The organism is Paenibacillus monticola (assembly GCF_009664975.1).
Classification (GTDB): Bacteria; Bacillota; Bacilli; order Paenibacillales; family Paenibacillaceae; genus Paenibacillus_AQ; species Paenibacillus_AQ monticola.
Window position 1 is genome coordinate 34,474 of the sequence record NZ_WJXB01000004.1, and the last position, 24,752, is coordinate 59,225.

The window sequence follows — 24,752 nt, forward strand, 5'->3', positions numbered from 1 at the left end:
GGGGAAGATAAGGGAACCGTAATTCCTTCGGAAATCTTTTAGGAGGATCAAGACATGAATATTGCATTTTTTTTACTTCCCAAACAGGAGGTAGCTTGTGTAACGCTGGATTCTACACTGCGCCAGACTTTAGAGCGGATGGAATATCACCGTTATAGCGCTGTGCCGATTCTTAATCGAAACGGAGAGTATGCAGGTACTATAACAGAAGGCGATTTATTGTGGTACATGAAGGATTCTAACGGTAAAATTACATTTGAGAATGCTTCTAAATTTTTGCTAAAGGATGTACCGCTGAGAATGAACAATAAGCCGGTCTCAATTGATGCGAATATGGAAGATTTAATTAATCTAGCCAAGGTACAAAATTTTGTGCCGGTGATCGACGACATGAACCGATTTATTGGTATTGTCCGACGGAGTCAGGTTATAGAATATTGCGAGAGATTTGTTTCACGGCAATCACAGGAATCGTTATAATTCATTTATTCACGGCTCGTGGAAGCAAACGAAGTCAAGAGGCCTGTATTTCCGGCGATAACGGAATGCAGGCTTTTTTTGAAAACAAGATTTCGGAGGCGGGAACCGTAAGTGGTGCACAGAAATATTTATGCTATAATGGAGAATAAAGCTTTTTGCCGGAGGTAGTGAAACGTGACCAATGTGCCGAAGGATCTGGATGTGGCTAAACGTGCGAAGGTAATTGAATGGCTGAAAACGGAAGTAATTGATCAAGTCTCGCGGTTATTTAAAGCGTTATGGGAAGGTAGTACTGCCCGTGTTGGTGACAGTCTGGCAAGCCTAATTATGAGTTCTTATATCCTGGGGCGAAGATTGGGCATCCCCTATAGTGAGCTGGATGGACTACTGCAAGAAAAGCTCAGGAAGCATAAGCAAGAAGGCCATCAATTGGAAGATTGGTATCAAGATATATCTACGTTAGAAGAACATATGCGTAAGAGGTGAATACTGTTGAAATTTCGTTGGACGTCTGTGGCTTGGAGCATCGCATATTTGTTATTGCTGCTCTCCTTATCAACCCCATTGCTTCTCATTACTACTCTATTTATGATTATTCCGGCCGTAGTGCTGTTCACTACTCTGAACACCAAACAGTTTATTGTACATGTATTGCCGATATTGTTAATTGTCGGTCTGATTACACCTATATATCCAGTGATAGCAGTGTATTTCTTGATACCGGCACTGGTTATGGGCCGCTTTTACAAAAAACGCGCCTCGGCGATGTCAACCCTGCTCGCAGGTACCGTTACAATTCTTGGAGAATTTCTGCTGCTCTTGCTTCTTGGAACAGCGCTATTTAATTTTGATCTGTCGAGCTATGTGAATGATGTGCTGCAAATGGTCACATCACCACTGTCGCAGTTAGGAACTGCCAATCCGCTGATAAGTGATCTTAACTTTACCTCAGAGGATGTAAACAAGATCAGTATCATGACTATTCAAATGATTCCTATGACTTTAATCGTGAGCTCGTTCATGATTGCTGTGATCACACACTCTATTGTCCGTCCGATTCTGAACAGTATGGAATATGCAGTTCCGAAGCTGAAGCCTGCGCGCGAATGGAGACTTCCAAGATCATTCATCTGGTATTATCTGCTTGGCGTTATTATTCAATTGTTGTTCTCCGGTTCGGATAGCAGCTATATGACAATGATTTCAGCTAATCTGTTGCCACTGCTGCGAATCGGTTTTATGATTCAGGCCATTGGATTTTTCTTCTTTGTAGCGCATGAGCGGAAATGGAATAAGATTATTCCGATTCTTCTGGCAATACCCATTATTCTTCTACCGCCGCTGCGGATTATCGGCATTATCGATTTGGTATTTCCGCTGCGAGCGTTTGTGACGAAATCGAAACGATAGGGTGAGGGTTCATGCCTAAATTTCTGCAAAGACGCTGGCACGGCTATCATACCGTATGGGCGTTCATGCTGTTACTAGTTCTTATAATAGTAGTCAGTATTTATAACTGGGCCCTTGGTGTCGCTAGTCTGTTTCTGGCTGGCACCTTGTGCTTCTCTATGTTGAAGGCCGAAATATCGTTTCGGCGCAATTTGGTGGAGTATATAAACGGGCTATCTTTTCGTATCAAGCGAGTAGAGGGCGAAGCGGTAAGCATGCTTCCGCTTGGGATTATCCTATATAGTGAGGATCGTACGGTAGAGTGGAATAACCGCAATGCAGGTGAGATCTTCGCCCGCAAGTCCTTGGTAGGCGAAGCGATTCAAGAGTTGCTACCTGATATGATGTCCTCCTTAGGGAATGCACAGGGAAAACGTGAGGTTTTTAAAGACGGTCTTTTGAAGGACTCAAGGTTGGAAATCACTGTGGATGAGCGGTATTATCAAGCGGTCATCATTCCAAGCGAACGTCTGCTTTACTTATACGATATAACGGAGCTTGTGGTGCTACGTGAACGCTATGAGGAAGAGAAGCTGGCAATAGGTATTGTGATGATGGACAATTTGGATGAATCCGCTCAAGGGATGGATGATCAGCAGCGAACTTCGCTAATCGCCAAAGTAGCCACTGAGATCACGGATTGGAGTAAGCAGTTTGATGTATATTTGCGCCGTTTATCTTCGGAACGTTATCTAATGCTACTGAATCATCGTAGTCTACAGGCATTGGAAGAAAGCCGTTTCGTTGTTCTTGATGAGGTTCGTGAGATGACTGCTGACTTAAAGGTCCCTATGACACTTAGTATTGGTCTGGCCTTTGGAGCGGAGTCCGCCAGTGAGCTTGGTGCGCTAGCGCAATCTAGTCTTGATATGGCCCTTGGACGGGGGGGCGATCAGGCAGCAGTAAAGGCAGGACAACGGCTGTCTTTCTATGGCGGCAAAAGCAATGCTGCGGAAAAGCGTACCCGGGTAAGAGCTCGAGTGATCGCCCATGCTCTGCGAGATTTGATGCAGGAGAGTGACCGCGTACTTATCATGGGACACCGGACGCCGGATATTGACGCTGTAGGTGCCGCAATCGGATTGCTCAAGGCTGCACAAATGTATAATGTGGAAGCGAATATTGTGATGGAGGACGCACCCAATCCTTCCATCACCCGCATGCTGGAGCAGATTCGAAAGGATGAGGAATTGAACAAATTCTTTATCTCTACGGAGCAAGCCATGCAAGTGATGACTGAGCATACGCTGCTAATTGTTGTGGATACACATAAAGCGTCTATGACGATGGAACCGCGACTTGTCCAATATGCCAGCCGGATTGTGGTCGTGGATCATCACCGGAGAGGCGAGGAGTTCATTAATGATGCAGTGCTTGTCTATCTGGAACCCTATGCTTCATCTACCTGTGAACTGGTGACGGAACTGCTGCAGTATATCCACGATAAGGTTAAGCTTAGCCCGCTGGAAGCGACAATGCTGCTTGCCGGGATTACGGTGGATACGAAACATTTTGCGCTTCATACAGGCTCGCGTACTTTTGAAGCAGCAGGCTTTCTACGCCGGATTGGTGCGGATACGATTCTCATTCAGCGCATGCTTAAAGAGGATCTGCAAGAGTACATTTCTAAAGCGGAGATTATCAAACATGCGCGAATGGTATATGATCATATTGCACTGGTTGTGACAGCGCCGGGAATGAAGATCCCGCAGCTGCTTATTGCCCAGACCGCGGATACGCTGCTCGGCATGACGAATGTAGTCGCTTCATTCGTCATCAGTGAGCGTCCTGATGGCCTAATCGGCATTAGTGCCCGATCACTCGGGCGCATGAACGTCCAGGTCGTTATGGAGCAAATGGGCGGCGGTGGACATCTGTCCAATGCGGCTGTACAGCTGGAGGGAACATGTAAGGAAGCAGAGGCCAGACTGATGGAAGTGCTGGCTGAAATTGAATCGAAAGAGGGGCTGTTCGAATGAAGGTTATTTTCATGAAAGATGTTAAGGGACAAGGTAAAAAAGGTCAGGTCAAAGAGGTGTCGGAAGGTTATGCAGCCAACTTCCTGCTGCCGCGGGGACTGGTTCGTCCGGCAACAGACGGCAATGTGAAGACGCTGGAGAATCAAGCAGCTGCGGAACAACGTCGCAAGGATAACGAAAAAGGGGATGCCCAGCAGCTTGGCAAGAAGTTGGACGAGCTAACCCTGAATATGAAAGCAAAAGCGGGTGAAGGCGGCCGTCTCTTTGGCGCTATTACAAGTAAACAGATTGCTGAAACTCTGTCTTCCACGGAGGGCATCGTTATTGACAAGCGTAAAATCGAGCTGAGTGACCCAATCCGTCACCTGGGTGTGACTGAGGTTGTTATAAAGCTGCATACTGAAGTAAAGGCTACGCTTAAGGTTCAGGTAACGGAGGAGTAATATGGGTGGAGATCTCTTTTTCGATCGGATTCCCCCGCAGAATCTGGAGGCCGAGCAAGCGGTAATTGGCGCTATTCTGCTGCAGGATGAAGCACTGCTCACCACTATGGAGCGGGTGAATACCGAAGACTTCTACGATAAACCGCATCAAATGATATTTGAGGCGATGGTGCAGCTCGGAGAAGAGAGCCAGCCGATTGACCTTGTTACGCTGACGTCCAGACTGCAGGACAAGGGACAGCTGGAGGATATAGGTGGTGTCAGCTATTTGGCTAAGCTGGCTCATGCGGTGCCGACGGCGGCGAACGTAGAGTATTATGCGCAGATTATCGAAGAGAAGGCCATGCTGCGACGTCTGATCCGTACAGCAACACAGATCGTAAGTGAAGGTTATACGGGCGGCGAAGATGTAGCCGGCATGTTGAGTGATGCTGAGCGGCGTATTCTTGAAATTTCGAATCGTCGCAGTGGCAGTGGATTTGTCGCCATTCGTGATGTGCTGATGCAGGTATTTGACCGGGTGGAGTTGTTGCACCAGAATAAGGGTGGGACTTCCGGTATTCCCTCTGGATTCGTGGATCTAGACAAAATGACCAATGGCTTTCAGCGAAACGATTTGATAATTGTGGCAGCCCGACCTTCCGTAGGGAAAACCGCATTTGCACTTAATATCGCCCAGAATGTATCTGTACGTGCCAAAGAGACTGTTGCGATATTCAGCTTAGAAATGTCAGCACCACAGCTGGTACAGCGTATGATTTGTGCCGAAGCCAACCTGGATGCCAATATTATGCGTACAGGGGACTTCAAGAGTGATGATGACTGGTCAAAGCTGACGATGGGGATTCAGTCGCTGTCGGAGGCGGAGATTTATATTGATGATTCACCTGGTATTACCGTAACGGAAATTCGCGCCAAATGCCGGAGACTTAAGAAGGAAAAGGGTCTTGGTATGATCGTCATTGACTATCTGCAGCTGATACAAGGTCGCGGAAAGGGCGGGGAGAACCGCCAACAGGAAGTATCGGAAATCTCGCGTACGCTGAAACAGATTGCCCGTGAGCTGGATGTGCCGGTTATTGCACTGTCTCAGCTTAGTCGGGGCGTGGAGCAACGTCAGGATAAACGCCCAATGATGAGTGACTTGCGTGAGTCCGGTTCGATTGAGCAGGATGCCGATATCGTAGCGTTTCTGTATCGTGATGATTATTACAATCAGGATACGGAGAAGAAAAATATTATCGAAATCATCATAGCCAAACAGCGTAACGGACCCGTAGGTACGGTGGAGCTTGTATTCTTAAAAAACTTTAACAAGTTCGTCAACTACGAGCGAGCGCATGCAGAACCATTTGCAGGTTAAGCTTATTCGTGACAATAACCGAACGATTGCACATTTACCCGTGTAATCGTTCGTTTTTATTTGACTTTAAAAATTACGGCTGTTACACTGGGTATTGTGCTTTAGCGGGGTAAAACCGCTGGCGTCCGGAGGGCTGCGTACATAAGAATGCCGTACAGGGCCCATATTATTATGAAAAATAATGGTGCTGGCAAGCACCTACGGAGGAATGAACATGTCAACGGTAGTCGTCGTGGGAACACAATGGGGAGACGAAGGCAAAGGGAAAATCACAGACTTTTTGGCAGAGAGCGCAGATGTGGTCGCCCGGTATCAAGGTGGTAATAATGCCGGTCACACGATTCTGATTGACGGTAAGAAGTATAAGCTCAGCTTGATTCCATCTGGTGTATTTTATAAAGAGAAAACTTGTGTAATTGGTAACGGAATGGTTATTAATCCGGAAGCGCTGATACAAGAAATTAATTATATTCACGAGAGCGGATTCGATACTACAAATTTGGTTATCAGCGATCGTGCTCACGTTATTATGCCTTATCATATGTTGTTGGATGCTTTGGAAGAAGACCGCAAAGGTCCGAACAAGATTGGGACAACCCGCAAGGGGATCGGCCCATGTTATATGGATAAAGCTGCACGCAACGGTATTCGTATTGCCGATCTGATGGATGCTGAGGAATTCGAGCTGAGACTTCGTCCATTAATGGAAGAGAAGAATCAGGTTATTACACAGGTCTATGGTGGTGAGGCTCTAGATGTTGAAGAGATTCTAACCCAATATCTGGCCTATGCCGAAGTGCTGCGCAACTATGTAACAGATACATCTGTTGTGCTCAATGATGCCATTGATGCTGGTTCGAGAGTGTTGTTTGAGGGTGCACAAGGGGTTATGCTTGATATTGATCAAGGCACATACCCGTACGTTACATCGTCTAATCCATCTGCTGGCGGTGTCTGCATCGGTTCTGGTGTTGGACCCTCCAAGATCAAACAGGTTATCGGGGTTGCCAAGGCTTATACCACTCGTGTGGGTGACGGCCCTTTCCCTACTGAACTGAATAATGAAATCGGGGAGTATATTCGGGAGACAGGCCATGAATATGGGACTGTAACGGGACGTGCGCGTCGCGTAGGTTGGTTCGACAGTGTTGTCGTACGCCATGCTCGTCGTGTCAGCGGTCTTACAGGCTTGTCACTTAACTCCTTGGATGTACTTAGCGGTCTTGAGACAGTAAAGATCTGTACGGGCTACAAATTCCGTGGGGAGATCATTAACCACTATCCGGCTAGTCTCAAAATGCTGGCGGAATGCGAAGCTGTATATGAAGAGCTTCCAGGCTGGAGCGAGGATATCACTTCTGCAAAAACACTGGAGGATTTGCCTGCGAATACCCGCCGATATGTAGAACGTGTATCGGAGCTGACCGGCATCCCGATCGCGATTTTCTCGGTTGGGCGTAACCGGGAACAGACCAATCAAGTGCTGCCAATCTATATCTAATAGTATGACCCTATGAGGGAGTCCCGTAAGCCATGTAAATGGCCTATGAGGCTTCCTCTTTTTTTTGAAATATAGGCAAGTAGAAGTTTCAAGATATCCTTATCTTCAGAGGTTTCCCAGAGCCCGTTCTAGTCAATACTTGAAAGATAGAAGCTACGGGCTGGATCATGCTCCTTCAGAGATAGGACATGAACATGAGTGAGGGGAGTGATGAAGATGAGGATAGTTAAGCGTACGCTTGGGGTGTGCCTAATTGTAGTGTTGGCGAGTGCACTTTCAATCCTGACAACAGGAGTGGTCGTGAATGCTTATATACAGTCAGTGTTGGCAAGCTTCGACATCAAGCTAGGTAGCTCTGCTCCGGGGCTAGGAGGGATGATGAAGAGTATCATTGGGATGGAGGATAAAGCTGCCTCGACCTCAACAGAGATAACAGAGAATACGAAAGAAACAAAATCTAGTTCGGGAGTACAGGATAAGGGCAGCACTCCAGATTCTTCGTCCCCTAAGAGTGAAGATCCTGAGGATGAAAAAGTTCCGGAGGATGCTGTACCTGCAATGGGACAACAAGCTTCAACAGATTCTGCGGCCTCCGACCAGAGTGAAAATTCGTTAGACCAACAATTGGTAATGACTCCCGAAGCCTTGGGTGACTTAAAGAATAATCTGCCATCTGATGAGAAGGCCAATATATTCAATATTCTGATGTCCAAGCTGCCTCAGGACGAAATGCAGAAGATCTCTACAGCAATGGAAGATGGATTAACAGAGGATGAAGTGAAGGAGCTGCAACAGGTAATTGCTAAGTATGTAGATCCAGAAGAATATGACACCTTAATGAAAATGCTTACACCAACTTTAGAGGAGTCTCCATAGCGGCAGAAAAGTGTCACAATTTGTACACCCACAAAAGGTTTAAAAGTCATATTTATACAAATAACCCGCGAATTTCGCGGGTTTTGTCATGATAACAAAGTTGAAATTTTTCACCCAGCTATGTTACAGTAAACAAGGATCATAATGTGTTAAAGTTTTGTAACCTTTTGAAACAATATTTACTGCAACTGAAATTAGACGAATCTATCTAGAGAAATCTTAAGCGAACTATATAAAAGGGGTCGTATAACAAGCTTGCCACTCTAAAGCGAGTGATTGGGTGACTGAAAGGGAGAGTTTCATGAATGGATTTAAATTCATGCGTCGGGTGGGGAAACTGCAGGACGGTCAAACCGCAACTGGAGAATCCGGCGTAGAGCAGGTCAGTAATGCCGCAAGTGATACAAAAGTCTTTCATCAAGCAACGGGAGCTCGAAAGGTAAGGCGTTCCTGGATTTTGGCTTCAGCCGGTCTGGTGCTTCTGGCTACCTTTTTGATCGGTGCAGAGAAGAAATATGTTGGAGCAAATACGGTAGCTTATTATCGAGTAATGGTGCAGGGGCAGGAGATTGGAAACCTCAACGAAGAGGCACAGCTGGACAAGCTATTTGAAGAGAAACGGCAGGCTTATCAGGCTAAATATCCGGGTGCGGTGATGGTACTGCAAACAGAAGGCATTTCCACAGAATCGGAGAAGGCGTACAAACCGGAGATTGACAGTGCGGCAACGCTGAAGAAGTTGGATGGCCTGCTCAAAGCTTATGCAGTAGGTGTACAGTTGATGGTAGATGGCAAAGCAGTGGGCGTTGTGAAGGACCAGGAGACGGCAAATGCAGTTCTGCAAGGGGTGAAGAACTATTATACCCCCCAGACTAAGGCTTCAAAGGGTGCGAATTTGAAGAAGACAGCAGCTTCAAGCTCAGCTATTGCGTCAGCGAAAGCCGTTGACAAGGTGGAATCAACCAAAATTCGTGAGGCAGTGACCATTGTCCCGATTAAGGCAGACCCCAACAAAGTACTGGATGTAGCGGAGGCAATCAAGGCATTTACGGAAGGTGAAGAGGAGCCCTTGCTCTATACCGTTGAGGAGGGCGACACGATCTCCGGTATTGCCAAACGTTTCAATATCACTCAGGCAGAAGTATTCCGTAATAACCCAGGAGCCAAAGAATTGGCCTTGCAAATCGGGGACGAGCTGCAGCTGAAGGTGGCACAACCGGATGTCACTGTAGTTACTGTGGAGCAAGTTACAGAGCAGGTCGTTACAGAACCGGAAGTTATTGTTCGTAAAAGCGATTTATTACCGGCGGGTAAGCGTAAAGTTGTCCGCGCAGGACAGACTGGGCTTAAAGAAATGCAGTATCGATTGACGAAGGAGAATGGCCTCGTTGTACAGGAGGAATGGCTGGGACAGACGGTGGTTAAAGATTCTCTGCCTGAGGTTGTATATAGTGGTACGAAGGTTGTTGGTGAAGGAACGGGCATGTTCGCTTGGCCTGTCACTGGGGCTGTAACTTCGAGTAGCTTCGGCGAGCGCTGGGGACGTGTTCATAAAGGCGTAGATTTGGTATCTGGCAATCGTACTATTATGGCTGCTGATGCGGGTACTGTATCATTCGCTGGTGTGCAAAGCGGATACGGAAATGTGGTCATTATCAATCATCTCAATGGATATGAAACGTATTATGGGCATATGAGCAGCATCTCCGTTTCCGTAGGGCAGCGACTGGAGCAGGGAGCCAAGGTTGGCATTATGGGAAGTACCGGTCGTTCAACCGGCACACATCTGCATTTTGAAATCCGTAAGAACGGAACAGCCATCAATCCAATGAAATATTTGAAATAGTTGAGTATAACCAGCCACCCGAATATATTCGGGTGGTTTCTTCTTGGAAACATAAGAATTTATAGGTTTCACACGATAAATCATCTTAATATTTCCCGAAGAAACGGGTGCCGTCCATATATAGGACGGTGAAGCCGTTTCTTCTTGGAAGTCATGCTTATTTCGTAGGATGTGACGTCAGGACAGGTATGTTAAAATAAAGGAATAAACGTTAGTTGGGATAGAAAGGTGAAGCGACAGACATGCAGATGGGGACGATTCTGGTAGTAGACGATGAACAGCCTATTGCTGACATATTGAAATTCAATTTGGAAAAAGAAGGCTATGAGGTTATCTGCGCCTTTGACGGGATCAGCGCTGTGGAGCTGGCTTTATCCATACGCCCCGATCTTATGCTGCTTGATCTCATGCTGCCGGGTAAGGACGGAATGGATGTTTGCCGTGAAGTGCGTTCCGCGCACCTGGATATTCCTATCATTATGCTAACCGCCAAGGACGGAGAGATTGACAAGGTGCTTGGTCTGGAGCTTGGTGCGGACGATTATGTGACCAAGCCGTTTAGTACGCGTGAACTGCTGGCCAGAGTAAAAGCCCAGATGCGGCGGCAGCATAAGCCAACCCCGTCCGAGGCACTCAGTGAGCCAGCAGAGAGCAAGCAGGGCATTCAACATTTTGATCTGTTTATAGATACAGACATGTATTTGGTATACAAAGACGGAGAGCCACTAGACTTGACACATCGTGAGTATGAGCTGATCTATTATATGATTAGGCATGCCGGCAAGGTAATGACCCGGGAGCATTTGTTGCAAGCCGTCTGGGGATTCGAATATTTCGGTGATGTGCGGACTGTAGATGTAACCATCCGACGTCTACGGGAGAAAATTGAGGAGAACCCCAGCAAGCCGGAATATATTTTCACCCGGCGTGGACTTGGTTATTTAATGCATAGCCCCAAAAGCGGAGGGCTGTGATGAAGGGACTGTCCTTTTTCCGGACGATTCAGGCCAAGCTAATTATTGTTTACGTCCTATTGATTCTGATCGCGATGCAGCTGATAGGTGTTTATTTTGTCAGCTCCATGAAGAATTCGTTAACAGATAACTTTACGAAGGATCTTAAAGCACGGGCAGAAATGTTATCGATTCTGACCGCGGATAAATTCGGCAGCGAAGCTGGAACGTCGGATGAGGAGACCGCAGTGGAAAGTCTGCGTGGCATGGTGAACAATCTATATATTAATGGTGCCGAGATTCAGGTGCTTGATGCCAACGGCAAAATTATTACTACATCCGTACCCTCACAAAGTGATTATGTCGGACAGCGCAATACACAGACTGTTGTCAGTCGCGCCTTACAGGGTATCAGTGATAACGAAGAATATATCATCGCTGATGATAATGTGCGTAAGAAGGTTGTGGCCAAACCCGTACTCTCGGGTGACAAGGTGGTAGGTGCCATTTATATCGCTGCGGACATGAAGGATCTATATGCTACGATGAGCCGCATCAACAGTGTCTTTATTTCGGGCATGCTGCTGGCTTTAGCGCTCACAGCTGTGTTGGGTGTAATTCTGGCCCATACCATTACTCAGCCTATCAAGGAAATGACCAGGCACGCTACCGCTGTTGCGGAAGGGCGATTTAATCGGAAGATGCCGGTATTCGGCAATGATGAAATAGGACAACTGAGTCAGGCCTTTAATTATATGACCGGAAGATTACGTGAAGCCTTATCGCAAAATGAGGAGGAAAAGGAAAAGCTGGCTTCCATCCTCACCAATATGAGCGATGGTGTGGTAGCTACGGATGAGAGCGGAGTAGTCATTCTGATGAACCGCCGCGCTGCCCTGATGTTGGGAGCGGAGGGGCCACTCCCGGAAGGCGCACCGCTTGCTGAGCTGCTGGGCCTTGATCAAGAGCAGTCCGTATCCTTGGCCAAAGGCAATGCCCAATCGGCCATGCTTCATCTGTCCCATCTTGGGGGTGAAGATCCTAACAGTGTTAGGGTAACCTTTACTCCAATCCACCGCCGGGAAGGGGTAGGAATTGCGGGTACGATTGCCGTGCTGCAGGATGTAACTGAACAAGAGAATCTGGAGGAGTCACGCCGGGAGTTTGTAGCGAATGTCTCGCATGAGCTGCGAACACCGCTTACGACAATTAAGAGCTACGCTGAGGCATTGGATGACGGAGCGCTCGATGATCCGCAGCTGGCTGTGCGTTTTGTTGGTGTGATAAGGAATGAGACCGAGCGCATGATTCGTCTGGTTACAGATCTGCTGCATCTGTCACGGCTGGATTCCAGGGAAGCTCGTCTCCGAATTCAGCAGACCGATATCACCGAGATGCTAGAGGATGTGGCAGACCGCTTTTCCTTTCAGATTCGGCAAAAACGTATCGATATTAGCACAAGGGTCCGCAAGGAAGTCTCTACTGCCTGGCTAGACCGAGATCAAATTGATCAGGTGCTGGGCAATCTGGTCTCCAATGCATTGAAATATACGCCAGAAGGCGGCACTATTGAATTGGAAGCTCTAAAGAGTGAGGAAGGTATGTTATCTATCTCCGTGCGCGATTCCGGGATCGGTATCCCGAAGAAAGATATCGAGCGCATTTTTGAACGCTTTTACCGAGTAGATAAAGCACGCTCACGTAACATGGGTGGGACTGGGCTTGGACTGTCCATTGCCCGGGAAATTGTGAAGGCGCATGGCGGTTCTATTTCCCTACAATCGGAGCTAAATGAGGGCTCACAGGTAACCTTTACACTGCCTCTACAGAGCCAAAGGGGGAGTGAGGCGTGAAGGAAAGAGTGAAATCCTGGATGCTGGCCTTGCTCGTGCTTGGGAGTCTCGTTGAGAGCTATTATTTGATTTATCGGCTGCCGGGTACTGACTCGGCCGTGCTCTCGGAGAATTTATATGTAAAGACAGACAACATGGGGCCTGAAGAGAAGGTTGAGAATCTGCTCTATCCGGATAAAATGATTATTCATATGGGAGACGGCAAGCACACTCTGTTTTATCCCAACTCCACCTTTTACAATCTGATCCTTAATCGGCTAAAGGGGCGCGGCTTTGAAAGCTTTCAACGGCGCTCAGTGCAGGACTTCAACTGGAATCAGATTCGCAAGGAGAATCCAGGTATTGAACTTTCCTTCGGAGCAGGAATTCCCGTAACGCTGCTACAGCGAATAATGCAGCTGTCACCGGATTCCCTGTTCGCCGGAGAAAGCATTGATAAGATCTGGATATACAATATCAAGAATGACTCCAAGGCACATGCCATCTTTTTCAGCACCCGGGGTGACATTGTATATGAAGCGGCTAAAGTCGATCTTACTGTGCAGGATATCCAGCAGCATGTGGATTTCGGCAAGAACCTGATCTCTTATACAACAGTGAATGGTGACTATTATGTACCTGACAGTAAGATATCGCTGGTCGAGGTGGAGATGCCATCGGGTATGTACACCATTGAACAGATGCAGAGCAATTTATTCTTTGACGCTGGGAGCACCCGATATATTCGTGAGAAAAATGGATCGGAGATTTACACGGATAGCAAACGTAGTCTGCAGGTTGATCAGGAGCAGAATTGGATGAGCTACAGTGACCCTGCTGCACTTCCGGCTGGTGAAAGCACATCGGCCAAGGACGCGCTTGAGGCTGTGGATTTTGTCAATCAGCATGGCGGTTGGAACGGAACTTACCGGCTGGCAGCAACGGAAGAAGGGAGACTGGAGCGAAAGGTTTCCTTTCAACAGTATTATGGCTCCTACCCTTATGGTTCCTATCCAATTATGAGTAAGCCGCAGCTCCAGTATGGCGTAATTAACTTGGAGCTGCAGCAAGGTACCGTGTCTTCTTATGATCGATCTTTAATTTATATTGATGAGAACAAATCCACGAAAAAAGTGGTGGAGTTATCGGGAGGCGAGGAGCTGCTGAATCAGCTTACGCAGATTGGCAAGGCTTCTTCTGTAAAAGATTTAACACCTGCTTATGTACCCGTAGAAAAGGGTGAGAAGCTACAACTGCTTCCAGTATGGCGTGTTACGCTGAGTGACGGCAGTGTGCTTACGCTGAACTAGCTGCTCATAAAACAAAGCGTATGCTTCCGAAGCGAGTTTTGTTCGAAGTGATTCAGGAAGTGGATGCTTACAAAACCAAGGCGTATGCTTCCGAAGCGAGTTTTATTCGAAGTGATTCAGGAAGTGGATGCTTACAAAACCAAGGCGTATGCTTCCGAAGTGAGTTTTATTGCGAAGAATACCAAGAAGTAAAGCTCCATAAAACAAAGCGTATGCTTCCGAAGTAGTTTTGTTGCAAAGCCGCATTCAATGAAGTTATGTTCCACAAAACAAAGCGTATGCTTCCGAAGCGAGTTTTGTTCGAAGTAATTCAGGAAGCAAATGCTCACAAAACTTTTGGGAGGTGAAAGTATGGATTGGGGAAGAGCCAAAAATGTGCTAATCTACGCTTTTCTGCTGCTGAATCTGCTGCTGTGTTATCAGCTGTGGAATGATCTGCATGATCAGGTCAGCGCCAATCTTGATTTCACCTCCCTTTCTGAAGAGACACAAGCAGTGATGGAACAGAAGGGAATCAGGGTGCTCTGCCCCATCCCGGCTGCGACACCACAACTGCCGGATATTACCTATAGTTATTCCGGTGAGGAGCAGAATGAAGCGCCGGTGCTGCTGAAGCTTCCGATAGACAGCAAACTGATCTATTCTTCATTCACCGAGCTTAGCGATCAATTGGTAGGCCAGATCCCGGACATTGCCAATTACCGCTTCGATTCCCAAGAAAGCGAGATAGGTAAATTTGTGCTTCACCCGCTAGTAGATAACCAGTGGTCGCTGTTTCGCGTGAGACTGGAACTAATTAATAGCAATCAGAAGATTGTGGCCTACCGTTGGCCACAGATCAAGATTGGAACCAGTAACAAAGAGGATTTACAGAAGGTACTTCCAGCATCCCAAGCACTGAGCAGTTTGATTGATAAATATTTTCCAGCCGATTCTGTAGTCAAGGAGATTGAGCTGGGGTATTACGGTGAATTGTTTAACTCGGAAAGTCAGGTCGCGTCTCCAATGTGGAGGTTCATGCTTGAGAATGGCAAAGCCTATTACGTAGATGCCATTAGTGCGGACATCATCAGTCCGAAGACAACAGAGTAGAGGGAGTAAGGAATATGGGAATTTCATTTACAGTACTGTCCAGCGGTTCTACTGGCAACGTAACAGTGGTGCGTAACGGGGAGACAACGCTAATGATTGATGCGGGCCTTAGTGCGAAGCGGATTGATGAGCTGCTGGGAATGCGTGAGCTGACGGGCAAGGATATCGATGGGATTCTGATTACACATGAGCATTCTGACCATATCAAAGGGTTAGGAGCGATGGCGCGCAAATACGATCTTCCGATCTACGCGAATACCAATACTTGGGGAGCGATTGAGAAGGGGATTGGCAAAATAGCTGAACATAACCGGATTATTATGGAATCCGGAGAACATATAGACTTTGGCAGTCTTAGGGTGGAATCCTTTGCGATTTCTCATGATGCGGCTGAGCCCGTAGCTTATAACTTCTATGACGGTAAAGAGAAGCTGTCTGTAGCTACAGATTTGGGGTATGTCAGCGATAAGGTGAGAGCGGCCATTGCAGATTCTGATGTCATGGTGCTGGAGGCTAATCATGATATTGAGATGCTCAGAATGGGACGTTATCCGTGGAACACGAAACGGCGTATTCTAGGCGATATGGGCCATCTATCGAACGAAGCAGCAGGTGCAGCGCTTAGCGAGATTCTTACTGGACGGACTAAACGTACCTACCTGGCGCATTTAAGTCGGGATCATAATATGATGGACCTGGCTAAGATGTCCGTTCGTTATGCGATGGAGGATCGGGGCTGTTTTTTCAAAGATAGCGAGTTTAAATTATGTGATACGTATTATGATCGTCCTACGCCATGGGATACGGTGAGCCAATCATAAGCTGGTCCAATTCAGTGGTCTTGCGCTCAAGTTCCTGGCGGGAGATAAGACCTTTTTCAATCAATAGCTCAATTATGGCACTAAGAGTGAGGGTCATATGATAGTGTTCATCCTTCAGATCGCCTAGTTTACCAATGAACTGTACCAGATCAATACTTGTGGAGAAAGATTCCATATTCAGCTGCTCCTTTCGAATTGAAAATTTAATGTAAAATGTAAAAAATTTGCAAGGTTTTCGCTTCAGAAAAGCCACGACTGAACGTCTGCCTGTGATACAATCATATAGAGAATAAGTTAAACGTAATTCTATAGTGCTTGCTATTATTGTAGTCTGTTAAGTTGAAAAATATTCCGAAATAAGAGAAACGGCTGCGTTCTTCTGGTCAAGATCGAGATCCGTTTTATAAAATAGCCTTACCTAACGCTTCATGTCGCTTTCTTGTGTTAAAGGGATAAAGTGAAACCTTTTAACACTATTTGGAGTCTAAAAGATAGATTGATATAGCTCGGGCGTTGTTGCTTGGCGTTCAGGTCTTGAATGCAGTAGCAATAGAGGGGAGAGGATTTCGGTGGGACTGTTTCAAGATGATTTCTATTCAACTAAAGTATCGCGGCGAAAAGAACGAAAAGGAACAAAGGGATCCACAACCCGCGGCTGGTCTGTTCGCAAATCACGCCGTAGTATGCCAACATGGCAGATATCTGCCATTTGCTCTTTACTTAGCGCGGTGTTTGCGGTGCTTCTCTTCAGTTTGCTTACGGGTCAACTAACACATGAGACGGCTCAGAATCCGGCAAAGATTGAGAATGTTACCTCGAGCAGCGGTGATCCGTATGACCGGATTATTCAGGCAGCAGCTCTGGTTCGTCCTGCCGTAGTGAGCATCATTAACCATAAGGAAGATAATAAGGAACTTAATATTCTGGATGAGTCTGCATTAGGCTCCGGGGTTATCTATAAGAAAGACGCTAAAAAGGCCTACATTATTACGAATAATCATGTCATCGAAGGTTCTAGTAAACTTGAGGTAGTTACCATTGACGGGGAGGCCCGCAAAGCAACGTTAGTTGGTGCTGATAAGGTTAGTGACATTGCCGTGCTCTCCATTGATGCTAAAGGAATAAATACGATCGCACAGATCGGGGATTCCTCGAAGCTACGTCTCGGCGAAACGGTAATTGCCATTGGCAATCCACTGGGTCTTGGCGATTCACTAACTTCTGGTATTGTCAGCTATACAGAACGGATGATTCCGGTGTCGCTTAATCAGGATGGCGTATATGATTGGGAGCAGGAAGTGATTCAGACGGATGCAGCAATTAATGAAGGCAATAGTGGTGGTGCGCTTGTAGATCTCGAGGGTAAGGTCATTGGCATTAATACAATGAAGATTTCTGATACGGGTGTAGAAGGACTCGGCTTTGCAATTCCGTCCAATCATGTGATGGAGAATGCAGATGAATTAGCTGAAAAAGGCAAGATTGCCCGTTCCTATCTGGGTGTCTATTCTGTAGATTTGAATAATCCCTATGTTCCACTCGCAGAGGATCAACGCAAGGAATTGAACCTGCCAGCAAGTATTAAAGACGGTGTAGTTGTTCTGGATGCTGTTGGACCTGCAAAGGATGCTGGACTGAAATTAAATGATGTCATTACGAAATTTGATAATGAGCCGATTACTTCGACGCTCTCGTTGCGCAAATATTTATATGATAGCACCAAGATTGGTGACGAGCTCAAGATTACCTATTATCGCAATGGAGTAGTGAAGCAGGTTGTAGTAAAACTTCTAGAGAAGCCAGAGGAATAAAAGCGATAAAGAGTGTATATACTGATATTGTAAGTGGGAAAAATTAACCGGCTGGTAACCCTTACATTGGGAAGTCAGCCTTATACGGGAAAATAAGGGGAAATACGGATACCTCTCTTGCCTTTGCTATTCAGGTGTGGTAATATGATAACAATCATACAGTTGATACCTAATTCTTGCATTGAAAAGGGCTGTCAAGTAGAGTAATACAACCTTTTTCAATGTGTGAATTTTTTCTTTGTCTGAAGATAAAAAGAACATATTAATTTAAATTTGTGGAGGTAACACACATGCAAACAGGTACAGTTAAATGGTTCAACGCAGAAAAAGGATTCGGATTCATCGAGGTTGAAGGCGGAAGCGACGTATTCGTTCACTTTAGCGCAATTACTGGCGACGGCTTCAAAACTTTGGACGAAGGCCAACGCGTTGAATTCAACGTTGTTCAAGGCAACCGCGGACCACAAGCCGAAAACGTTGTAAAACTGTAATAATAGAAGGTGCCGTCCCCGCTTGTGAAAGTTGGGACGGCCTTTTTTTACATTTCCATCGGTTTTCTCAACTTTTGACATAAAGGAAGGGAGGAACGGTAATGAACTACCGGAAGAAGCCTTTAGAAGAAATACCGGAAGAGGATACAGCAATCTGGGCCTGTACCAATGATGGATGTAACGGATGGATGAGGGATAATTTTGCATTCGAACATGCGCCTTCTTGCCGTCTGTGTCACTCCCCAATGGTTCGCAGCATGAAGATGCTACCGATTTTGCTTAATTCCAATGGCGATCTCAAGTCGCTGAAGAAAGGTACTTCTATCACCTAACTTACGCTTTATGAGCTGAGCATTTTATAGAATGACGTACAATAAAGAGACGGGTAAACCGTCTTATTTTTTTTGCTTTTTTTCGAAATATTGTGATATTTGTCACAAATATATTGTTTTTTGCCTCTAAATGGGGTGTATAATGTGATTATTATCACACTTAGTCCTTCGAATTTTTGACAAAATATAAGTACGAAAAGGGAAGAAGGAAGGGGAGAAATATGGATACAGTGATGCTGTCTCGGTTTCAGTTTGCATCGACGACGATTTTTCATTATTTCTTTGTGCCGGTGTCTATCGGACTAGCGCTCCTGATTGCGATCATGGAGACAATGTATGTTAGAAAAGGGAATGAAGAGTACAAGAAGATGGCTCAGTTCTGGGGAAAGCTGTTCCTCATTAACTTTGCAGTAGGTGTTGTAACGGGAATATTACAGGAATTCCAGTTTGGGATGAACTGGTCTGATTATTCGCGTTTTGTCGGTGATGTGTTCGGAGCACCACTGGCTATTGAAGCACTGTTGGCTTTTTTCCTGGAGTCTACATTCATAGGGCTGTGGATTTTTGGGTGGGATAAAGTCTCCAAGAGAGTGCATCTATTATCCATTTGGCTGGTAGCGTTCGGAACGATGTTGTCCGCTTTCTGGATCTTAGCCGCCAACTCCTTCATGCAGCACCCTGTGGGGTTCGCCATAAATAACGGACGGGCAGAGATGAATGATTTCTTCGCCCTGATAACAAACGGTCAGTTACTAGTGGAATTCCCACATACGGTGCTGGCTGCATATGCAACAGGAGCTTTTCTGGTAACAGGGATTAGTGCGTATAAACTGCTGAGAAAGCAGGAGGTTTCTTTTTTCAAAAAGTCATTTGAGATTGCTGCTATTGTAGGTATTGTATCTTCGATGGGTGTGGCTGTTGCAGGACATGCTCAAGCACAGTATTTGGTCAAAACCCAGCCGATGAAAATGGCAGCATCTGAAGGCTTGTGGGGTAAGAGTGGTGACCCGGCCCCTTGGACTATATATGCTAAAATTGATCCGAAGAACAAGGTGAGTAGCAATGAAATTCAAATACCGTATTTGCTAAGTTTTCTGTCTTACAGTACATTCTCTGGTGAAGTCAAAGGTATGAATGAGCTGCAAGCTGAATATGTGCAGAAATATGGTGAAGGGGATTATATCCCGCCAGTGCGCACAACCTTCTGGAGCTTCCGGATCATGGTTGCGGCTGGTACAGCGATGATCGTGTTGGGTCTGTATGCTATCTATCTGATTTGGCGCAAAAAAATGGACCGTCCGAATACTTGGTTCATGCGGTTCATGCTCTGGGGGCTGTTGCTTCCACCAATCGCCAATACTGCAGGCTGGATTATGACCGAAATTGGACGCCAGCCGTGGACGGTGTTCGGCTATATGCAGACCAAGGATAGTGTATCTCCTAATATCTCGAGTGGACAGGTGTTATTCTCGGTGATTTCTTTTACAACGATCTATTTAATCCTAGGATTAGTGATGGTTGGGTTGTTTATCAAAGTCATCAAAAAAGGCCCTTATGCCATGGATAACGATCACGATGTGTCGCATGATCCATATAACAAGGAGGTGTCCCCAAATGTCTCTTAATGAATTATGGTTCTTGCTGATTGCCGTGCTGTTCGTAGGATTCTTCTTCTTAGAGGGATTCGATTTCGGGGTGGGAATGGAAACACAGTTTCTAGCCAAGAATGATACGGAGCGCCGGGTGCTTATTAACTCGATCGGGCCTTTCTGGGATGCTAATGAGGTCTGGCTGATTACGGCTGCGGGGGCGATGTTTGCCGCTTTTCCTGATTGGTATGCTACGCTGTTCAGTGGATTCTACGTTCCTTTTGTCTTCGCTCTACTGGCTCTGATTGCTCGTGGAGTAGCCTTTGAATTCAGAGGCAAACGGGATTCGCAGGCTTGGAAAAAAACATGGGATGCCTGTATCTTCTTCGGCAGCGCCATTCCGCCGTTCCTGCTGGCTGTAGTCTTCGCCAGCTTCATCAAAGGCTTGCCGATTGATGGGGATATGCAGATGTATGCTGGATTTACGGATATCGTTAATGTGTATACAGTCGTGGCTGGTATTACGGTAGTTCTGCTCTGCCTGGTGCATGGTCTGATGTTCACTACTCTGCGTACGTCTGGCGATCTGCAGAACCGCGCGCGGAGCCTGGGTCAGAAATTACTGCTTCCACTGGGCGCACTACTGTTGGCCTTTGTAATTATGACCTACTATATGACAGATATATTTGATCAACATGGAGCCTGGCTGCTAATTATGGTAGTTCTGGGGATTGTGGCTTATCTACTGGCTGGATACTTCATGATGAAGAAGAAAGATAGTCTTGCCTTCGGAATGACCGGTGCTGTAATTGCACTGTCGGTAGCTTCAATCTTTGTAGGCCTGTTCCCACGGGTCATGATTAGTTCCATTGATCAAGCCTTCAATCTGACCATCACGAATGCGGCCTCGGGCCATTATTCCTTGAAGGTTATGACGATTGTGGCGTTGACGATGCTGCCGTTCGTATTGGGATATCAGATTTGGAGTTACTTTATCTTCCACAAACGGATTCACGAGAAGGAGCATCTTGAATACTAATGGATAAGAATTTGCTAAGGTATAAAGGAGTTATGCCGGTCTTTCTGATCGTGGGCTTCCTTACCCTGGTGCAAAGCGTGTCCATACTTCTGCTGGCCAAATGGCTGGCAGAAGTCATTTCTGCACTGTTTGCGGGAGAACCGCTGAAGGAACAATGGGGCACTGCGCTATTGTTCCTTCTTGCGTTTCTCGTGCGCCATGCCTGTGCTATGCTGATGGGCCGTGTCTCCTACCGTTTTGCGGAGATGACCGGCAGCAGCATGCGGAGAGAAATGATGGACAAGCTGTTCCAGCTTGGACCCAGAATGGTGGGCGACCGAGGAACAGGAAATTTGGTTACGCTTGTACTGGAAGGAGTAACGAAGTTCCGTACTTACCTGGAGCTGATTATTCCACGGATGGTAGGGATGTCTGTTACACCAGCCTTGCTGCTTATTTATGTCTACACACAGGACATGACGAGCGGTATTATTCTTACGGTGACGATGCCAATTATTATTGTCTTTATGATTCTGATCGGTATGACGGCCCGCAAGCAGATGGACCGCCAGTTGAAGTCATACCGCACCCTGTCCAATCACTTCGTCGATTCGCTGCGCGGCTTAGAAACGCTGAAATTTCTCGGGCGCAGCCGCAGTCATAGTCAGAGTATCTCCGATGTGAGCGATCGCTACCGCTCGGCGACCATGCGCACACTGCGCGTGGCGTTCATGTCCTCGTTCGCTATGGACTTCTTTACGATGCTGTCTGTAGCTACGGTTGCCGTAAGTTTAGGCCTTAGGCTCGTCAATGAACAGATGACACTGCTTACTGGCCTGACTATTCTGATTTTGGCTCCGGAATATTTTCTGCCAGTCCGGCTCGTAGGTACAGATTTCCATGCCACGCTGGACGGGAAGGAAGCAGGAGAGGCGATGAAGAGTATTATTGACCGGGATACAGTGAAGGCAGTGTTGCTGGAAGCTGAGGGGAATGAAGTGGCTATTGAAGCTGAATCTGCGGGATCCATCTTTAAATGGCATCCCGAGAGTACGCTTACGCTAAATGATCTCAGCGTGCAATATGAAGCTGGTGACCTTTCTTCACTCAAAGGTATTAGCCTGCAATTTAAAGGCGCCAGCAAAATCGGCATTATCGGGGAGAGCGGTGCGGGTAAATCTACACTCGTGGATGTGCTCGGTGGCTTCCTGCATCCAACCTCCGGTAGTATTACGATCAATGACAATCATGTTAGTGCGCTCACCGATGAGGCTTGGCGTAAGCAGACCTCCTATATTCCGCAGCGGCCTTATATTTTCAGTGGTACGCTGGCGGATAATGTACGCTTTTATTATCCAGAGGCTGCTCTGGAAGACATTGCCCGAGCGGTGGCTGCGACCGGATTATCAAGACTAGTGGCCTCTTTGCCGAATGGCCTGGATGAGATGATTGGGGGTGGCGGTCGTGCGCTGAGTGGTGGACAGGAGCAGCGGGTAGCGCTGGCCCGCGCTCTGTTAAGCAGCCGCCCGATCATGCTGCTGGATGAACCGACAGCCCATCTTGATATTGAAACAGAGGTCGAACTGAAAGAAACCATGCTGCCACTATTTGCTGGAAAGCTGGTCTTTCTGGCTACACATCGTCTGCACTGGATGGTCGACATGGACCTCATTATTGTGATGCAGCAGGGACAAGTGGCAGAGATCGGGACCCATGGGGAGCTAGTAGCCCGTAAAGGTGCATATTATGAGCTTATACAAGCGCAATTGGAGGGACTCCATTGAAACGTGAAGGATGGTTTGCTCCCTATGTATCGTCGTATTTTTGGCGCTTTCTACTTATTATCGCACTTGGAGCGCTGACGATTTTCTCAGCATCATCACTGATGTATACCTCAGGCTTTCTGATCTCCAAAGCCTCCATTCCACCGGAGAACATCTTAATGATCTATGTGCCGATTGTTGGTGTGCGCACGTTCGGAACGAGCCGCGCCGTTATTCACTACGTGGAGCGTCTTGTAGGACATGATACTATTCTGCGTATTCTTTCTAACATGCGGGTCCGTCTGTATCGTATTCTGGAGCCACAGGCACTGTTTCTGTCCTCGCGCTTTCGTACGGGAGATATTCTCGGCATGCTTGCGGATGATATTGAATATTTACAAAATGTCTATCTGCGCACCGTATTTCCTAGTGTAGTCGCCTTGCTGATTTATGCTGCTGCGGTTATTTCACTGGGCACCTTTGATATAGCCTTCGCGCTGCTAATGGCGCTGTACATGCTGGTGCTGGTGGTTGTGCTGCCCTTGATCTCACTGTTCTTCACCCAGAAGCGTCAACGTGAAGTGAAGCAGGCGCGCAATTCTCTCTATCAGAAGCTCACAGATGCCGTACTTGGCATGGGGGATTGGGTCATTAGCGGACGGCAAAGCCAGTTCGTGGAAACCTATGAAGCCGATGAGAAAAAGGTAGCCCGTACGGATGCCGCGCTACGCAGCTGGGCCCGCCTACGTATGTTCATTGGGCAGGCGATCGTTGGTATTGGCGTGCTTACACTAATCTCATGGGCGTCAGGTCAATATGCAGACGGCGCTTTTGCCGGGACGCTGATCGCGGCGTTTGTATTGGTTGTATTTCCAGTGGCAGATGCTTTTCTGCCAGTATCCGAAGCCGTTGAGAAAATTCCGCAGTACCGTAATTCTCTGGAGCGCCTGTCCGGTGTGGAAGAGGATAACGGGGCAACCGCTCACGCGGAACTGGAACAAGTGAACCTGGAGCCTGTCGAGCAGCTTAAAAGTTCCAGTACACACATTCAATTGAGAAATGCGGGTTACCGCTATGATACAGGAGAGGACTGGTCTATTCGCGATCTAACCCTCGACCTTCCACAAGGTAAAAAAATCGCCATCATCGGTCGCAGTGGTGCTGGTAAATCGACGCTGTTAAAGGTCATTCAAGGCGCGATTAAGCCGGCTATAGGTTCGGCTGTCATTAACGGAATCGATGCTGCAGCTTATGGCGAGAAGATTCCGGCGATTATTGCTGTGCTGAACCAGAGCCCGCATCTATTCGATACTACAGTGGCGAACAATATCCGTCTGGGAAATCCGCAGGCCTCTGACGAAGACCTTAAAGAGGCTGCTGCGCTGGCTAAACTGGATACACTGATCTCCACACTGCCTGAAGGCTATAACACACCCGTGCGTGAAGCAGGCCAACGCTTCTCCGGCGGGGAACGCCAGCGGATCGCGCTGGCCCGCATCCTGCTCCAGAATACGCCTGTTGTTATTCTCGATGAGCCAACCGTAGGGCTGGACCCCCGGACAGAGCGCGAGCTGCTGGCAACGATCTTTACAGCGATGGCTGGAAAGTCGCTGGTCTGGGTAACGCATCATCTCGTGGGCGCGGAGCAAATGGACGAAGTGATCTTTATGGAGAATGGTTCTGTGGAGATGCGCGGCACGCATGCCGAGCTGCTCAAGCGGGAGCCTCGTTACCGCAGATTGTATGAATTGGATCGACCGGTGAGCCTCTGATAAGAGAACGGAGTTTCCTTTTCCATGGAAG

22 protein-coding genes are annotated in these 24,752 nt (G+C 47.1%); 21 read left to right on the top strand and 1 reads right to left on the bottom strand.

Annotated features, from left to right (window positions below):
- Nucleotides 1-54: 54 nt before the first annotated feature.
- The 14 genes from GJB61_RS12785 to GJB61_RS12850 all read left to right on the top strand — a co-directional run bounded on the left by GJB61_RS12785 (nucleotide 55) and on the right by GJB61_RS12850 (nucleotide 15,945).
- Nucleotides 55-480, top strand: a complete 426-nt coding sequence (locus GJB61_RS12785; protein WP_154118911.1) for a CBS domain-containing protein — start codon at nucleotides 55-57, stop codon at nucleotides 478-480.
- Between the two features lie 183 nt (nucleotides 481-663).
- Complete coding sequence (locus tag GJB61_RS12790) at nucleotides 664-966, top strand: MazG-like family protein (RefSeq protein ID WP_338115847.1); 303 nt, start codon at nucleotides 664-666, stop codon at nucleotides 964-966.
- Between the two features lie 6 nt (nucleotides 967-972).
- Nucleotides 973-1,890 carry a DUF2232 domain-containing protein gene (locus GJB61_RS12795; protein ID WP_154118912.1) on the top strand — a complete coding sequence of 306 codons (918 nt, stop codon included), beginning with the start codon at nucleotides 973-975 and terminating at the stop codon, nucleotides 1,888-1,890.
- Between the two features lie 11 nt (nucleotides 1,891-1,901).
- Entirely contained in the window at nucleotides 1,902-3,908 is a 2,007-nt protein-coding gene (locus GJB61_RS12800; RefSeq protein ID WP_154118913.1) for a DHH family phosphoesterase, read from the top strand.
- Complete coding sequence (rplI, locus tag GJB61_RS12805) at nucleotides 3,905-4,351, top strand: 50S ribosomal protein L9 (RefSeq protein WP_154118914.1); 447 nt, start codon at nucleotides 3,905-3,907, stop codon at nucleotides 4,349-4,351. The genes GJB61_RS12800 and rplI overlap by 4 nt, the downstream gene beginning before the upstream one ends.
- Nucleotide 4,352: 1 nt before the next feature.
- The gene (dnaB, locus tag GJB61_RS12810; protein WP_154118915.1) at nucleotides 4,353-5,714 is read left to right on the top strand and encodes a replicative DNA helicase; all 1,362 of its coding nucleotides are present in this window, start codon (nucleotides 4,353-4,355) and stop codon (nucleotides 5,712-5,714) included.
- Nucleotides 5,715-5,928: 214 nt separating this feature from the next.
- Entirely contained in the window at nucleotides 5,929-7,215 is a 1,287-nt protein-coding gene (locus tag GJB61_RS12815) for an adenylosuccinate synthase (protein ID WP_154118916.1), read from the top strand.
- A 216-nt stretch (nucleotides 7,216-7,431) separates the two neighbouring features.
- Nucleotides 7,432-8,091, top strand: coding sequence for a hypothetical protein (locus GJB61_RS12820; RefSeq protein ID WP_154118917.1), 660 nt, complete (start codon nucleotides 7,432-7,434; stop codon nucleotides 8,089-8,091).
- 301 nt (nucleotides 8,092-8,392) lie between these two features.
- Complete coding sequence (locus GJB61_RS12825) at nucleotides 8,393-9,937, top strand: M23 family metallopeptidase (RefSeq protein WP_154118918.1); 1,545 nt, start codon at nucleotides 8,393-8,395, stop codon at nucleotides 9,935-9,937.
- 242 nt (nucleotides 9,938-10,179) lie between these two features.
- A complete protein-coding gene (yycF, locus tag GJB61_RS12830; RefSeq protein ID WP_154118919.1) occupies nucleotides 10,180-10,911 on the top strand; it encodes a response regulator YycF in 732 nt (243 codons plus the stop codon).
- A complete protein-coding gene (gene walK, locus GJB61_RS12835) occupies nucleotides 10,911-12,743 on the top strand; it encodes a cell wall metabolism sensor histidine kinase WalK (protein WP_154118920.1) in 1,833 nt (610 codons plus the stop codon). The genes yycF and walK overlap by 1 nt, the downstream gene beginning before the upstream one ends.
- Entirely contained in the window at nucleotides 12,740-14,032 is a 1,293-nt protein-coding gene (locus GJB61_RS12840) for a YycH family regulatory protein (protein ID WP_338115796.1), read from the top strand. The genes walK and GJB61_RS12840 overlap by 4 nt, the downstream gene beginning before the upstream one ends.
- A 351-nt stretch (nucleotides 14,033-14,383) precedes the next feature.
- Entirely contained in the window at nucleotides 14,384-15,124 is a 741-nt protein-coding gene (gene yycI, locus GJB61_RS12845; RefSeq protein WP_154118921.1) for a two-component system regulatory protein YycI, read from the top strand.
- Between the two features lie 14 nt (nucleotides 15,125-15,138).
- The gene (locus GJB61_RS12850; protein WP_154118922.1) at nucleotides 15,139-15,945 is read left to right on the top strand and encodes an MBL fold metallo-hydrolase; all 807 of its coding nucleotides are present in this window, start codon (nucleotides 15,139-15,141) and stop codon (nucleotides 15,943-15,945) included.
- Here GJB61_RS12850 and GJB61_RS12855 read toward each other — a convergent pair.
- Nucleotides 15,914-16,120 (bottom strand): hypothetical protein, encoded by a 207-nt coding sequence (locus tag GJB61_RS12855; RefSeq protein WP_154118923.1) that lies wholly within the window; start codon nucleotides 16,118-16,120, stop codon nucleotides 15,914-15,916. The two genes, GJB61_RS12850 and GJB61_RS12855, sit on opposite strands and share 32 nt — an antisense overlap.
- A gap of 394 nt (nucleotides 16,121-16,514) precedes the next feature.
- Here GJB61_RS12855 and GJB61_RS12860 point away from each other — a divergent pair, with 394 nt between their 5' ends.
- The 7 genes from GJB61_RS12860 (at nucleotide 16,515) to cydC (ending at nucleotide 24,721) form a co-directional block, all read left to right on the top strand.
- Nucleotides 16,515-17,756, top strand: coding sequence for a S1C family serine protease (locus tag GJB61_RS12860; RefSeq protein WP_338115797.1), 1,242 nt, complete (start codon nucleotides 16,515-16,517; stop codon nucleotides 17,754-17,756).
- Between the two features lie 290 nt (nucleotides 17,757-18,046).
- Nucleotides 18,047-18,247: a cold-shock protein gene (locus GJB61_RS12865; RefSeq protein WP_019914582.1), complete on the top strand. Its 201-nt coding sequence runs from the start codon at nucleotides 18,047-18,049 to the stop codon at nucleotides 18,245-18,247.
- 101 nt (nucleotides 18,248-18,348) lie between these two features.
- Nucleotides 18,349-18,579, top strand: coding sequence for a cold-shock protein (locus GJB61_RS12870; protein WP_154118924.1), 231 nt, complete (start codon nucleotides 18,349-18,351; stop codon nucleotides 18,577-18,579).
- Nucleotides 18,580-18,800: 221 nt separating this feature from the next.
- Entirely contained in the window at nucleotides 18,801-20,204 is a 1,404-nt protein-coding gene (locus GJB61_RS12875) for a cytochrome ubiquinol oxidase subunit I (RefSeq protein WP_154118925.1), read from the top strand.
- On the top strand, nucleotides 20,194-21,207 hold the full coding sequence (gene cydB, locus GJB61_RS12880; protein ID WP_154118926.1) for a cytochrome d ubiquinol oxidase subunit II: 1,014 nt from the start codon (nucleotides 20,194-20,196) through the stop codon (nucleotides 21,205-21,207). The genes GJB61_RS12875 and cydB overlap by 11 nt, the downstream gene beginning before the upstream one ends.
- Nucleotides 21,207-22,970, top strand: a complete 1,764-nt coding sequence (gene cydD / locus GJB61_RS12885) for a thiol reductant ABC exporter subunit CydD (RefSeq protein ID WP_154118927.1) — start codon at nucleotides 21,207-21,209, stop codon at nucleotides 22,968-22,970. The genes cydB and cydD overlap by 1 nt, the downstream gene beginning before the upstream one ends.
- Nucleotides 22,967-24,721 (top strand): thiol reductant ABC exporter subunit CydC, encoded by a 1,755-nt coding sequence (cydC, locus tag GJB61_RS12890; RefSeq protein WP_154118928.1) that lies wholly within the window; start codon nucleotides 22,967-22,969, stop codon nucleotides 24,719-24,721. Before cydD ends, cydC begins: the two co-directional genes overlap by 4 nt.
- The last annotated feature ends 31 nt before the right edge of the window (nucleotides 24,722-24,752 follow it).